The following is a 14,553-nucleotide window of genomic DNA, read 5'->3' on the forward strand; positions in this document are numbered from 1 at the left end:
AAAAGTTACATCTTGTTTTGTACAGAAGGCTCAGACGCCGGGTGAAGCGCTTGAGTGCTCCCGATTTGTTTCAATAACGGAATGCCAGATGAAACAGCATGCAGAGGTATTGCGAGTGATGAAGCCAGCTCTGTCAGGTTCTGCAGGTGACGGGAAAATTGCTGCGCCATTTGCTCCCGGGTTCGCTGGGCCCCAAAATTAATCCAGGCCGACTGCTGGCTGTCAGTGACGAATTCACGGCCGCGAAAACCTGTGTCACCCAGCTCAAGAGGATCAAACAGGTGCACAAACTGCACTCTGTTATGGCTTCTTAACTGACTGAGCCGCTTTTTATCACTGGTCTGTAAAGCATAGAAATCACTCAGAATGACAATTTCACTGCCTTTAGGGCATAGGTGGTGCATGTGGCGCAGCACATCAGAAAATGTCAGCCCGTTATCCTCAGAGGCTTTTGAGTTGCTCTGATGCATGTTGATCATGGCATTGATAACCGCCAGCGGACCTTGCTGACGAGCCGTCGGTTTGCACTCACTTAACCTGTATCCGTTGTACACCAGTGCACCAATGCGATCCTGCTGCTGCACGGCCAGCCAGCTAAGCAGGCTGGCAAAGTGAGCAGCCTGTACCGATTTCAGCAACAGCTGGCTGCCAAAGCGCATACTCTGACTGAAATCAATCAGTAACATCACAGGCTGTTCGCGTTCTTCGCTGAACAATTTGGTATGGGTCTTTCCTGTCCGGGCTGTGACACGCCAGTCTATCGCGCGAATGTCATCACCGGCCTGATAGGGGCGCACTTCAGTGAAATTCATGCCCCGGCCTTTTTGCCGGCTTTGATGTTGTCCATTGAGTTGAGACCACACGCTGCGAGCTGGAGGGAGCCACTTAACGGACTGATTTTTGTACTGTAACAGCTCGGCAAGGCACAATTCATACCCGTTACTGTGTGGTGGCAGCAGAGGGGGTGTTTTCGCCGTTGCTTTTATCATGCACTGGTTACCTGCTGAATCAGTGAATGAATGATGCTGTCCGGGGTGATGCCTTCAGCTTGTGCTTCATAGCTGAGCAGTAACCTGTGTCTCAGCACGGGATAAGCCATGCGCTGCACATCGTCCGGCGTAACAAAATCCCGACCATTTAACCAGGCGTATGCCCGTGCGCAGCGGTCAAGCGCCAGCGTTGCCCTTGGACTGACCCCCAATTGCAGCCAGGCTGCCAGTTCATCGCTGTAACGCTTTGGTTCGCGTGTCGCCATGATGAGGCGGATAATATAGTGTTCAATGTCTTCTGCCATATGGATCTGCAGTACTTCCTTGCGGGCACTGAAGATATCAGCCTGACTGATTTGCACGGCTTCAGAAGACTTGGGGATGTTGTCTTCCAGTGCTTCGCCGCGGTTCAGCCGTAAAATAGCAAGCTCACTGTCGGCATTTGGATAATCAACGTTCAGTTGCAGTAAAAAACGGTCCAGCTGGGCTTCGGGTAACGGATAAGTCCCTTCCTGCTCAATGGGGTTTTGTGTCGCCATCACCAGAAATAATGCTGGCAGAGGATAGGTATTCCTGCCTGCGGTGATCTGCTTTTCTGCCATTGCTTCAAGCATCGCGGCCTGAACTTTTGCAGGCGCGCGGTTTATCTCATCGGCCAGTAACAGCGAGTTAAAGATTGGGCCGGGCTGGAACACGAATTCGCCGGTTTCGGGGCGGAAAATATCGGTCCCCGTTAAGTCTGCGGGCAGGAGATCCGGCGTGAACTGGATACGGTGAAAATCGCCTTCAATGCATTCGGCAAGAGTTTTGACTGCGCGTGTTTTGGCCAGCCCCGGAGGGCCTTCTACGAGGATATGTCCGTCTGCTAATAGTGCAATGAGTAATTGTTGCACCATTTCGGCCTGGCCAATGACCTGTTGTTGTAAGTATTGATCGAGTTGTTGGAAGGTCTTTGCAAGCATGTGTTTTTATCCCTTGGAGCGACTGTTTGTCCTGCACACTATGAGGCGTGTTGTATACGCCAATAACGTATTAAAAAGAATGACGTTATTGGTATTCGACTTTGTTCCGCCAGTGAAGTTCACAGTAAATATCAAGCAAATGATAAATGTTATTTCACTTTTTTACATTACAAGGTGATTTTTGTCACTAATCTGATAAAAAATGAAAAACAGGGAAAAATAATGAATTACTTAAAACTGTTTATCGTGAGGTCAGATGTGTTTTTTTTGTTGCACTAATGCTGCATTTCTTTGCCTGCCCATTAAAAATCACGTTCTCAACACTTATTTATGTACCAGCTTATAACTGGTGCAACCTTGCACTAATAAAGTGCGATGAATCGAATTTTACGGCAAAAGAATTAATCCTGAAGCGTGAAACGGCTTGATTCATAGCATTTTGTAAACTTGGCATTTCTTATGCATTGAAATATTCCGTTAACAAATCGAACTTATTATGTAATCGATTAATTTCAATTGAGTTGATTCCGTATAGGGATTTTATGAATATCATGAATTCCCTGTGTTGATATATATATGTGCTTATGTTCTTATAATGATTGTGCAATGGAAACTTCACACAAGTGACTTGTGGAGTGGATACGCTGCGTAATCGTGGTGCAGGGAACAAGTCTGGTTCAGATGTACAGCAGTAGGTTCTCTTCAGAAAAAATACAAAATCAACCATCAATGAGATGCGTTTTTTGTATTGGCAACGGATGGAAAGGAGTCTGGTAAATGACAAAGGTAGCATTAGTAACTGGCGCTAAAGGTGGTATTGGTTCTGCAATTACTCAGGGTTTAGTAGATGCAGGTTATCGTGTTATTGCCACATATTTCCCAACAGGTGAAGAGAAAGCCAAAGAGTGGTTCGCTGAAAGTAACTACTCCGATTCTCAAGTTCGCTTATTCCCTCTGGATGTTACGGATGCTGCATATTGTGAAGAGGCACTGACTACTCTTTTAAAAGAAGAGGGTAAGATTGATGTGCTGGTTAACAATGCAGGGATTACCCGTGATAGTACGTTTAAGCGTATGACCGTCCAGCAATGGAAAGAGGTGATGTCCACTAATCTGGATAGCCTGTTTAACGTTACTCATCCTTTGTTTGCTTCAATGTGTGATAACGGATTTGGCAGAATCATCAATATTTCCTCTGTTAACGGCCTGAAAGGGCAGTTCGGCCAGGCAAACTATTCGGCGGCTAAGGCTGGCATGATTGGTTTCACCAAAGCACTGGCTGCAGAAGGAGCACGTTACGGTGTTACTGTTAATGCGATTGCACCAGGTTACACGGGTACACCTATGGTTGAAGCAATTAAGCCAGAAGTGCTGGACGCGATTAAAGCTGAAATCCCAATGAAGCGTCTGGCGCAACCCAATGAAGTATCAGCATCAGTGAACTTCCTGGCCAGTGATGCTGCAGCCTATATTACCGGAGAGACCCTCTCGGTAAATGGCGGCTTATACATGCACTAATTTAGTAGTAAGGATACTCGACACATGACCAAAGTTTATATTGTTGCAGCCAAACGTACTCCAATCGGCAGCTTTAATGGCGCACTGAAATCAGTCTCGCCAGCGCAACTCGCTGCTGTTGCTATCAAAGGCGCCATCGCTCAGGCAAATGTTGACCCCGCTAAAATCGACGAATTGATTTTAGGTAACGTAGTGGGTGCAGGCCAGGGCATGGGACCAGGACGACAGGCGGCAATTTTTGCAGGTATTCCAGTTCAGGTTCCGGCCTACAGCCTGAACATGGTCTGTGGTAGTGGCATGAAGGCGGTAATGGACGCTGCTGCACACATTAAAGCCGGTGATGCTGAGTTGGTGGTGGCTGCTGGTGCAGAAAACATGTCGCAGATTCCGTTTACCGTACCTGCTTCCATCCGTGATGGACAGAAAATGGGCAATATGCAACTGACTGATTTACTGATTAACGACGGTCTGACCGATGTGTTTAATCAGTATCACATGGGTGTGACGGCTGAAAATGTCGTTGAAAAAGTGGGTCTGACCCGTGAACAACAGGACAACTTTGCGCTGGCAAGCCAGCAAAAAGCGGTCGTTGCTATTGAACAGGGCAAATTTGCAGAAGAAATCGTTTCTGTTGGAGTGAAAGTGCGTCGTGAGACGAAAACGGTTGATACAGATGAGTATCCGAAAGCCGATGCAACATTGGAAGGCTTGCAGAAACTGCGCCCGGCATTCAAACCTGAAGGTTCAGTAACCGCAGGAAATGCATCCGGTCTCAATGATGGTGCGAGTGCAATCATTGTGGCTTCTGCTGCCGCCGTAGAAAAATATGGCTTAACACCGCTGGCAGAAATCGAAAGTTATGCGCAAGCGGGTGTTGCCCCAGAAGTCATGGGTCTTGGCCCTGTACCTGCGGTAATGAAAGCCCTGGAGAAAGCCGATTTAAACATTGATTCAGTGGGTCTGTTTGAGTTTAACGAAGCCTTTGCCGGTCAGGCATTGGGCGTGTTGCATGAGCTGGCTGACAACTTGAATACCAAGGTCGAAGATTTGGCCGAACGTAGCAATGTTAATGGTGGTGCGATTGCCTTGGGTCACCCTCTGGGTGCATCGGGTAACCGTATTATTGTCAGTCTGCTGCACGAGATGCGCCGCCGTGGAACAGAGTATGGCCTTGCCACACTGTGCGTCGGTGGCGGTATGGGTACAGCTATCGTACTGAAAAGTGTCTAAACGACTCGTTAACTAACTGGCGTCAGTATTCACTGGCGCTGAAAATAGCACTTAAATTAAGGAAACATATTATGTATACGGAAATGTTTAAATCTTTCTCTGAGCAAACTGAAAAATCTCTGGCACCTTATGTGAAATTCAACAAGCTGTTCACTAAGAACGTGGAAGAGCTGACTGAGCTTCAACTGGCAGCGGTACGTGCTTACAGCGATTTGGGTCTGTCTCAGCTCAAAGCAATCAGTGAAATCAAGGATCTGCAGTCACTGACTTCTTTCCAAAGCCAACAGCTGGAAAACCTGACTAACCTGTCTAAACAACTGGTTGATGACAGCAACAAGTTTTCAGCACTGGCTCAAGGCTTCAAAACTGAAGTGGAAGAGCTGGTAGCAGAGAATGTAAAGCAAGTTACACCCGCTTAAGTTCTTTTCCTGTCTTAATGCCGTCCCGTCTTGCGGACGGCATTTTTAGTCCAAAAGCAGAGGTCATTGCGATGAACCCGAATTTTTTCACGGACTACTTTGCTAAACTCCAGGAAATGAACCAAGCGTGGTGGAAGGAGTTTGATTCCGGCAAGGCAGCCATTAATACTCCGCTCAATAAAGCGCTGAGTGAATTGAATCTGGAAGACACAACGGCTTGGCTGGAAAATGCATCTGCGCAGCCTGCTGTTATTGCAAAAATTCAGATGGATTGGTTTGAAAGCCAAATGAAGATTTTGCAAAACGTCACTATGTCTGGTGACAATCAGGATGTTGTTACTCCGGCGCATGATGATAAACGATTTATCGATCCTGCCTGGCAAAACGAAGCTTTTTACAACTGCATCAAGCAATCTTATTTGCTGTTCAGCAATAAGATGAAAGAGACCATTGATTCTATTGAAGGTCTAGACGATAAAGCGAAAGAACGTTTGAACTTCTTTTCGCGTCAGGCTATTAACGCACTATCGCCGACCAACTTTATTACCACCAACCCTGAGCTGGCAAAACTGACGGTTGAAACCAATGGTCAGAATCTGATTAAAGGGATGGAACTGCTGCATGAAGACATGCAGTCCAGTGCGGATGTACTGAAAATTCGCATGACAAATGGCGATGCATTCCAGGTGGGCGATAATATTGCCAACACGCCAGGACAAGTCATTTTCAAAAATGACTTGTTTGAACTTATTCAGTATAAACCGCTGACAGAAACCGTGAATGCGACCCCTGTACTGATTGTTCCGCCGTTTATAAACAAATATTACATCATGGATCTGCGAGAAAAGAACTCTATGGCTCGCTGGCTGGTGGAGCAGGGACATACTGTCTTTATGATTTCATGGCGTAATCCTGATGCGACAATGCAGGATGTGGATTTCGATACCTATGTATTGGAAGGTGCGCTAAAAGCATTGGACGTTGTCGAAAGTGTTAGCGGTGAAAATCAAATTCATACCGTAGGCTATTGTATTGGCGGTACATTGTTGGCGTCAGCGCTAGCGTACAGCTCTGCGAAACGCATGCGTAACCGTGTGAAGTCTGCCACTTTCTTTACCACAATCCTCGATTTCTCTCAGCCGGGTGAAATTGGCGCTTATATTAATGATCCGATCATTTCGGCCATTGAAGCCCAGAATGAGCTGAAAGGCTATATGGACGGTCGTTCACTGAGTGTGACCTTTAGTCTGCTGCGTGAAAACAGCTTGTACTGGAACTATTACGTCAACAATTACCTGAAAGGTAACAGCCCAATCGATTTTGATCTGCTGTTCTGGAATGGTGATAGCACCAATGTGGCAAAAGCGTGTCACAGTACACTGTTACGTCAGTTCTATCTGGAAAATAAACTGATGGATCCTAAAGGGTATAAAGTAGGTGGCGTGTATATTGATTTGTCGAAGATCAAAGTACCGACTTACTTTATCTCTACTCAGGAAGATCATATTGCTCTGTGGCAGGGCACTTATCGCGGCTCGAAAGTACTGAAGGGTGATTCAGTGTTCGTGCTGGGTGAGTCCGGTCATATTGCAGGTATTATTAATCATCCTGACAAAAACAAGTATGGTTTTTATACCAACGATAACGCTGAATCTGATCCCGAAGCCTGGTTAGCGGGGGCGACCCACCACGACGGATCATGGTGGCAACACTGGAACACCTGGTTGAATGGCTTTAATTCTGAAGAGCAGGTATCTGGCCGTGATATCGGTAATGAAAGCTTCCCGCCCATAGGTCCAGCGCCTGGTGATTATGTGAAGCAAACACTGCCGATTGAGTTTTCAAACCCAAATTAATCGTTTGATAACAGTATCGACATTGCAAAAACCAGTGGCATGCCACTGGTTTTTTTATGGTTGAAACGCAAGCGTTATTTACTCGTCTGAATCATTGGTGTCTGCCCAGGACAGCAGGCTAAAGTGCCTGTCCCAACAATACTCGTCTGCAAGATTCATCTCTCTGTATTTGAACGCTTTATCTCTTAAGAAATACCCTCATTTAAAGCGTCCCTATCTATACTGGTTTTATGACTACCCAAAGAAGTAAGGACGGCATGCATCACGAGCAGCAAACTGCAGGGATAACTGGGTGTGAGGAATGCGGCTTGGTGGTTGCACTGCCAGCGTTAGAACAGGGGCAGCGTGCATGTTGTCCGCGTTGCGGGCATTTGCTGATGAAAACCATCAAACATCCTCAGCAGCGGACATTTGCCTATGGTACCGCTTGCCTGGTAATGCTGGTACTGAGTGTGAGTTTTCCTTTTATGTCCTTCAGTGTGCAAGGTATTCAGCAAGAAATTACCCTGATGCATTCTGCTCAGATGCTCGCTCAGTTCGAGAACAGTTTATTAGGTTTATTATTGTTAATGACTGTTGTTATTTTACCGGCTTGTTATATCACCTCTGTTTTATACCTCTATTGGGTAAGTACAGAACATGGAAAGATTGATAGCGACAGTGTCAGCCACAGAGTCAAAAGCTTGTGCCGGCTGACTCTTCGTATCGAACCCTGGCTGATGGTGGATGTTTTCCTGATAGGCATTCTGGTCAGCCTGATCAAAATTGCTGCGCTGGCTGATGTCGGATTGGGCATGTCATTCTGGGCATTTTGCCTTTATACCATGCTGGTTGTGAAATGTGTTGCCATGGTTGACAGAACCTGGCTCTGGCTGCAGTTTGCCCCTATGGTGCCATTGCCGGATGTAAAAGCTGGCGACAGCCACCATTCTCATAACCATATCTCCTGCCATACATGCGCGCAGCTAAACCCTGTTGCTGATGGGCACCAGCAAAGGTGTATTCGCTGTGGCGGGAAGCTGCACCCTTATCACCCGGCTAAAAACCTGCAATATGCCTGGGCGTTATTGCTGGCTTCGGCTGTCTTTTTATTCCCGGCAAATCTGTATCCGATGATGTACACGGTAAGTTTGGGTAAATCAGAAGGCTCAACCATTATTGGTGGGGTTGTGCTGCTCTGGCATCACGGGTCCTATCCCATCGCCATGGTGATCTTTATCGCCAGCGTGGTGATCCCTTTGGCGAAGATCTTTGCTCTTGGATGGCTCTTTTTTGCGGCAGCGCGAAACATTGACGATGAAGAAAGAAAAGCCATACGGCGTTTAAAGTTATACAGGATGGCTGAGTTTATCGGCCGGTGGTCGATGATTGATATTTTTGTTGTGGCGCTTCTTGTTGCTTTGGTGCAGTTACAGAATTTGATGGCGATTTATCCGGGACCGGCAGCGCTGTCTTTTGCCTCGGTTGTCATACTAACCATGTTAGCGGCGATGGTATTTGACCCGCGTGTTTTCTGGCAAAACCTGCTGCCAGGAGAAAAAACAGTTCAGTCCACCAAGCCGGAACAAGGTGCGAGTACGACCATTATTCATAAGGAACCCCATTCATGAGCGATCAAACGCCGCCAAAAGCTGAAGTCAGTCAGATTCGACAGCTATCACTGATCTGGCTGGTCCCGATTGTTGCTGTATTGATTGGCTTTTGGATGCTGATACAGTTTCTGGCCAGTAAGGGCCCTGAAGTAACACTTAAGCTCAATACCGCAGAAGGTCTCGAAGTGGGTAAAACTGAAATCAAAGCTTTGAATGTCAAAGTGGGTGTTATTACCAATGTAAAACTCAGTGATGATTACAATTCAATTTTAGCGACCGCCCAGATGGACAAAGACGCCGCCAGAATGTTGAGAACCGACACGCGGTTTTGGGTGGTGAAACCACGTATCGGTAAGGAAGGGATCTCCGGGTTAGAAACCTTATTATCCGGTGCGTATATTGAATTGCAGCCCGGTGTGAAGAGTGATGAACAGCGAACATTTACTGTCCTGGATATTCCTCCGGTAGCACCGTTGGATGCGAAAGGCTTACGTCTGATCCTGACCCATAATGAGGCAGGAAAGCTAAGCGTTGGTGATCCTGTTCTTTACGAAGGGTTTACTGTCGGTCGGGTGGAGCAGGTCAGCTTTGATACTCAGTCTAAAAAAGCGAATTATCAGCTATTTATCTTTGAACCTTATGACGGTCTGATTCGAAAGCGCACCCGATTCTGGTTAACATCCGGTGTGGAGCTGAACATGTCGGCAGAGGGCTTTAATCTCAAAATCGGTTCGGTGGAATCTCTCATCACTGGAGGCGTGAGTTTTAATATTCAGCAAGGCGCCGATCCTGGCGAACTTATCACCAAACAGCTCAGCCGGTTCCGGCTTTACAACAATCAGAATGAAGTGCGGGAGCGTTATTACGATCAGTACCTGGAATATGTGTTGCTGTTCGACGAATCGGTACGTGGTTTGAGTGAAGGGGCGCCAATTGAATACCGCGGAATCCGCATTGGTACTGTGTCTAAAGTGCCCTTACGCTTGCCCAACCAAACTCGCGGCTTTTCCAATCAGCAAATTCCGGTACTTGCCAGATTAGAACTCGCGCGAGTGCAGGAGTATGTAGGGACTGAAAACCTGCAGGCATTACAAGAAGATCTCAGTCATCAGTTTCGGGAAGGCTTACGTGCTTCATTGAAAACCGCTAATTTCTTAACCGGGCAATTAATGGTGGATGTCGAGTTTTACCCGGAAGAGCCGGATCCCAGGCTGCTGACCTACCAGGAATATGATGTTTTTCCCACCAAAGCCGGCGGGTTTGCAGAGATTCAGAAGCAGGTCGCTTTGTTACTCGATAAGCTAAATAACTTACCCGTGGAAAGCACTCTGAAGGGGCTGAATCAGACGCTGGCCGCGACAGAGCGTACTTTGAAAGCCGCCGAGCAGGCTGCAAAAAGTGTGAATGTGTTGCTTGCACAGCAGGATACAAAAGCCATACCAGCGGAACTGCGAAACAGCCTGGCTCAGATTCAGGCGACGTTAAACAGTTACGGTTCTGACGGTGCTACTTACCGGAATCTCGAACAGGTGCTGATACGGTTTGAGCAGGTGATGAAAGAGTTGCAACCGGTACTAAGACAAGTGAACGACAAACCTAACTCGCTGATTTTTTCAGACAGTAAAGGTAAAGATCCGATACCCGCAGCAGGAGTAGAATAATGAAATTTCGTCACTGTTTACTGTCTGCCGTTTGGCTGGCTGGGTTGGTATTGACAGGTTGCAGCAGTCAGCCCGAAGAATCGGACATCACGACGTATTTATTGCCTCAGTCGTCTGAGCAATCGGTGCCGGCGTTAGTCACACAACAGCCAATATTAGTGATATCACCGGTTGAGATGGCGCTGCATTTGACGGGTACAGGGCTAGTTTATCAAACTAGTCACACGGCTGTGGTTCAGGCGCAGCAAAATCTGTGGGCAGAAGATATTACCCGCCAGCTCACGCGGCGCATTAACGGTGATCTGCGTCTGAAGCAGTCACGCTACTGGCCGACAGAGTTATCGGCAGCGATAAAAACGGCCAATGTGCCTAAACTGCAAGTCAGGGTAAACGCCTTTAATGGCCATTTCAGCGGTTCGGCGTATTTCAGTGGTGAATGGATTTTGACAGGACAAAGCGGAGACCTGAAAACTGTGCAGCCATTTAGTTTTCAGGTTCCTTTAAAAGAGCCGGGGTACAGTGCACAGGTGGATGCCTTGTCGGAAGCAGTAAATCGGCTTACCACTCAGATCGCTCAGCGTGTGTCAGCTATGACTTTGTATTCCGGGGAGCGCAGCAGCCTTTAGCGTTGCTGTAATCGGTAATACCCGTTCATCCAGCACTCGGGCAACCCTTCACCTGACGGGAAAGCCAGGTGCTGTTTGTCCATTGAGACAGGATCAGCCAGATCTTCACCGGACTGAAACTGTACAGTGACATGGCGCTTAAAGGGGTTGGTGAGTGAGGCCATGTCTACCACATCAACCAGATCCCCGGTTTTCGCTTCTTTCAAAAACATAGTACCAACCTCCTGCAGTCATCAGGTCATGGAAGGGGTATTCTAATTATGGTCGATTTTATCTCAGGCGTGGAAAAGGACGATTTTTAATGGATCAGTATTATTGGGGCATAGATCTGGGAGGCACAAAAGTGGAGTGCGCGGTGATGGCACGCTCAGATGATCGCTGCGTACTTCGCGAGCGCATTCCCAGTCAGGCAGAGAAAGGCTATGCACATCTTCTGCAACGAATAAAGTTGCTGGTGGATAGCTGTGCGGAGCAGCTTGGCTGTTACCCGAATGCGATGGGTTTTGGTACGCCGGGTGCGTTGGATCCTGCTACAGGCGTAATGAAAAACTGTAATTCCACGGCGTTAAATGGTCAGCCTCTGGATGCTGACCTGGCTCAGTTATTGAACGTGAAAGTCAGGCTGGCTAACGATGCGAACTGCCTTGTGCTTGCAGAAACACAATTAGGTGTGGTTCAGCAAGTGAGCCCTGATGCTAACGTTGTTTTTGGTATCATCATGGGTACTGGTGTGGGAGCTGGGATTGTCGTTAACGGCAAAGTTATTAATGGCTTGCACGGCATAGCCGGTGAGTGGGGACATAATGTTATCGAGCCAGAAGGGCTAGCCTGTTATTGCGGAAAATACGGCTGCCTCGAAACCGTGATATCCGGGCCAGGTTTGGAGCAGGTTTATCATGCCAGAACCAGCGAGCACTTATCTTTGAGCGAGATTATGCGACGGGCTCAGCAGGGCGATGTTGATGCAAGGTATGTGGAGGAGCGATTAATTCATTATTTTGGCCTTGCAGTTGCACAGGTGATTAATATTCTGGATCCTGATGTGATTATCGTCGGCGGTGGTGTTGGCAATATCGATAAGTTATACGATGAGGGCAGGCAGGCGATAATGCCGCACTTATTTAATTCCGTGTTAAAAACCCCTGTTGTGAAACCGATTTTAGGGGACAGCGCAGGTGTTTTTGGTGCTGCAATGTTAGTGAAATAAGCAAATAGTTTTCTGCCAAGCAGCAAGATAATGGCATGCCTTGGGATATCGTCCTTGCTTCTTGTAAGAGATATCTCACAAGGATGTGGGAGATTACGTTTATTTCATTGCTGTTAATTCTCATGGAAAATAAATTAATCTTTATCATTCAATCTGATAGGTTTAATTACTGCGTTGTTACTTTAATTGACATGCAAAGTGTGATCTCCGTTCGTTGCGCAGAATCCTGAATCGAGTAATCTGTACCGCGTCGGAAGGAACTGACGGAACGGAACAGGAACAGGCCACGGATTTTGGCAGTCTCAGGATGAGACAGGTACATCAGGAAGGTGTATCGACAAGGACTGTGAAGGGAACAATCGGATGGATTCGATTCAGTAGGTAGGATGCTTACTGGTCAGGATGACACAAGGACCACTTCGGGAAGAAGTAAGGGACACCTCCAGGACGGAGAAGAGAGTTGTAACAGGACGTTGCAATGGGTCAGGGTAAGACCAAGTGGAACACCTCCGGGACGGAGTTTTAGGGAAACGCTGAAGGATACAGCAATATCAAGGAATGATGCAGGGAGCACATTAGTAGCTGGATTGCTGCAAGTAAGACCTAAGGGCGCAACGAAAGTTGCGCCCGCTCTTTTTTATAGCCAGAAATTTTTGTATCCCGAAAACTTCCTGTCAACCCGCTACAATCTGTGGTTTCTGCTTCAGACTGACAATCAACATATAAACCGCCGTGCTGGCCAAAGCAACAAAGAAGAAGTTGTTCAGTCCATGCTCTTGTTCCAAAAAGGTACCGGCGACCAACGGACCGGCAACAGAACCGAAGCTGTAGCTGAAGAGCATGATCTGTGTTGCTGAAACTATCACTGATGAATCCAGCTCATCACATGCCAGTGAGATTGCAATCGGGTACAGAGCAAAAGAAGACATACCCAATAGCGCCAAACCCACCACCATAATACTGTAACCGGGAATAAGGCTCATCAGTCCGGTTGCAAAAATACCTAACAGACAGGCCGCTGCCATCAGCAGGGTTTTACTCATCTTACAGGATAACGCGCTGACAACAGGTTGAATGGCCATGCCACCCAGAACGGTCGAAGCCATTAAGCCACCGATTTGCTCTGCTGTCAGGTTTTGCATCTGCAGCGAAATGGGCAAAAGACCATATACCGAGCTCATGACAATACCTGAGACGAAACAACCCAGTACCGCAGGTTTGCTCAATGCAAAAATCTGGCGGGCAGACAGGCTGATGTGTTGTTCGCAAGCCGGTTGCGACTGCTTGCATGCCAGCGCGGGAATTGCCGCCAGGGCGATCAAACCCAGAATACTGACAAAGGGCAGCAATCCTTCCACACCAATGAAGCCAATGCCAAACTGCCCCAGAGTGCCGCCGCCGTACAAGGCTGTCATGTATAAACCCAGGCGTTTGGCGCGCTCTTTTTTGTTATCGCCAATCAGAAGCCAGGATTCAACGACCACAAAGATGCCTGCCACAGCGATACCGGCCACAAAGCGTGCCATCAGCCAGGTCAGCTGTTCAGGCACTATCGGCATAATGACAATAGTGACTGCCAGCAGTGCCAGAAAACTGATAAAGGCAATTCTGTGCCCGGCACGAGCCACCACTTTTTCGACCAGCAATGCGCCAATCAGCAATCCTAAATAAAACGTACTGGCCAGCCAACTGGCCAGAGAAGCAGGCAGAGCAAAAAAACTTAACGTCAGTGGGATCAGGCTCATTAGATAACCTGATGCAATAGCAAAAATCGCCAGGCCGGCAACCGGTACAAAAATACCGCCGGACTGACGCGTAGCAGTGATATGACTCACTACACTAATCTCCAAATTAAAGGGTGCAGGCCTTGCAGGGGAGCTGTTTGGGTCTACAGCTTTGGGTGGACCTGCGCAAAGACGTTACAGGCGATGCCTGTGTATATGGCGCAGAATATGGACTGAAAAACGATGAAGGTAAAATGAGAAAAAGTAATATCCAGAGCCGGTTTTTCTCACACATATTATATGGAAAAATAGCTATTTAGAGCTGTTAGTGTTTAATCAGGTTAAATTAGTGTTAATTTTAGTTTTGTTTATTATTTTTCAATAGGTTATTGGTATTAAAAATAGAATTTAGCCAATTATTTAGATGTGTAAATATTTGTTGTCTATCAAATAGTTGTGGTTAATTTTTAACCAGGAAAAGGCTGGCAGCATAAAATAATTTCTTTTTTGCCTAATTGTCGGCATTAGTCTCGTGAAAAGAAGCCTGGTAGTTCTTTTTGGTGCAAAGATTCACTTATTCAGTGCAAATTTTTATGGTTGTTTTTGGCTAGTAAGCGGAAGGGATTATAATAATCTATTTAAAATCAATAAATTAAAAAGTTGGCACGATGCGTGCTTTATTATGATCAGGCTGTGGTGGTGAAAACTTGTAATCTTGCAGGTCATTGATTACAAGCGATCTCCATGCCACTGCAGACTACTGAGTGTA

Annotated in this window: 12 protein-coding genes; 8 read left to right on the top strand and 4 right to left on the bottom strand. The window is 47.0% G+C overall.

From position 1 onward, the window contains the following. Window positions 1-5 precede the first annotated feature (5 nt). Window positions 6-989 (bottom strand): DUF58 domain-containing protein, encoded by a 984-nt coding sequence (locus tag KCG43_RS12775; protein WP_218385349.1) that lies wholly within the window; start codon window positions 987-989, stop codon window positions 6-8. Beyond that, window positions 986-1,951 carry a MoxR family ATPase gene (locus KCG43_RS12780; protein WP_218385351.1) on the bottom strand — a complete coding sequence of 322 codons (966 nt, stop codon included), beginning with the start codon at window positions 1,949-1,951 and terminating at the stop codon, window positions 986-988. Before KCG43_RS12780 ends, KCG43_RS12775 begins: the two co-directional genes overlap by 4 nt. 777 nt (window positions 1,952-2,728) lie before the next feature. Between KCG43_RS12780 and KCG43_RS12785 the strand changes: the two genes are divergently transcribed. The 7 genes from KCG43_RS12785 to KCG43_RS12815 all read left to right on the top strand — a co-directional run bounded on the left by KCG43_RS12785 (window position 2,729) and on the right by KCG43_RS12815 (window position 10,853). Next, window positions 2,729-3,469 carry an SDR family oxidoreductase gene (locus tag KCG43_RS12785; protein ID WP_218385353.1) on the top strand — a complete coding sequence of 247 codons (741 nt, stop codon included), beginning with the start codon at window positions 2,729-2,731 and terminating at the stop codon, window positions 3,467-3,469. A gap of 24 nt (window positions 3,470-3,493) precedes the next feature. Then, window positions 3,494-4,699 (top strand): acetyl-CoA C-acetyltransferase, encoded by a 1,206-nt coding sequence (locus tag KCG43_RS12790; RefSeq protein ID WP_218385355.1) that lies wholly within the window; start codon window positions 3,494-3,496, stop codon window positions 4,697-4,699. 71 nt (window positions 4,700-4,770) lie between these two features. Continuing rightward, window positions 4,771-5,118 (top strand): phasin family protein, encoded by a 348-nt coding sequence (locus KCG43_RS12795; RefSeq protein ID WP_046220227.1) that lies wholly within the window; start codon window positions 4,771-4,773, stop codon window positions 5,116-5,118. 71 nt (window positions 5,119-5,189) lie between these two features. Next, window positions 5,190-6,974: a class I poly(R)-hydroxyalkanoic acid synthase gene (gene phaC / locus KCG43_RS12800; protein ID WP_192016833.1), complete on the top strand. Its 1,785-nt coding sequence runs from the start codon at window positions 5,190-5,192 to the stop codon at window positions 6,972-6,974. Window positions 6,975-7,231: 257 nt separating this feature from the next. Continuing rightward, complete coding sequence (locus tag KCG43_RS12805; protein ID WP_192016926.1) at window positions 7,232-8,584, top strand: paraquat-inducible protein A; 1,353 nt, start codon at window positions 7,232-7,234, stop codon at window positions 8,582-8,584. Continuing rightward, the gene (gene pqiB / locus KCG43_RS12810; RefSeq protein ID WP_192016834.1) at window positions 8,581-10,227 is read left to right on the top strand and encodes an intermembrane transport protein PqiB; all 1,647 of its coding nucleotides are present in this window, start codon (window positions 8,581-8,583) and stop codon (window positions 10,225-10,227) included. The genes KCG43_RS12805 and pqiB overlap by 4 nt, the downstream gene beginning before the upstream one ends. Continuing rightward, window positions 10,227-10,853, top strand: coding sequence for a membrane integrity-associated transporter subunit PqiC (locus tag KCG43_RS12815; RefSeq protein ID WP_218385360.1), 627 nt, complete (start codon window positions 10,227-10,229; stop codon window positions 10,851-10,853). The genes pqiB and KCG43_RS12815 overlap by 1 nt, the downstream gene beginning before the upstream one ends. Here KCG43_RS12815 and KCG43_RS12820 read toward each other — a convergent pair. Further along, on the bottom strand, window positions 10,850-11,065 hold the full coding sequence (locus KCG43_RS12820; protein WP_120512904.1) for an acetyltransferase: 216 nt from the start codon (window positions 11,063-11,065) through the stop codon (window positions 10,850-10,852). The genes KCG43_RS12815 and KCG43_RS12820 overlap by 4 nt on opposite strands. Window positions 11,066-11,154: 89 nt before the next feature. Between KCG43_RS12820 and KCG43_RS12825 the strand changes: the two genes are divergently transcribed. After that, on the top strand, window positions 11,155-12,060 hold the full coding sequence (locus tag KCG43_RS12825) for an ROK family protein (protein ID WP_218385362.1): 906 nt from the start codon (window positions 11,155-11,157) through the stop codon (window positions 12,058-12,060). Between the two features lie 674 nt (window positions 12,061-12,734). Here KCG43_RS12825 and KCG43_RS12830 read toward each other — a convergent pair. Beyond that, window positions 12,735-13,895 carry an MFS transporter gene (locus KCG43_RS12830; RefSeq protein WP_192016837.1) on the bottom strand — a complete coding sequence of 387 codons (1,161 nt, stop codon included), beginning with the start codon at window positions 13,893-13,895 and terminating at the stop codon, window positions 12,735-12,737. Window positions 13,896-14,553: the final 658 nt, after the last annotated feature.

The sequence above is a fragment of the Photobacterium sp. WH24 genome (genome assembly GCF_019204055.1).
In the GTDB taxonomy this organism is placed as follows: domain Bacteria; phylum Pseudomonadota; class Gammaproteobacteria; order Enterobacterales; family Vibrionaceae; genus Photobacterium; species Photobacterium arenosum.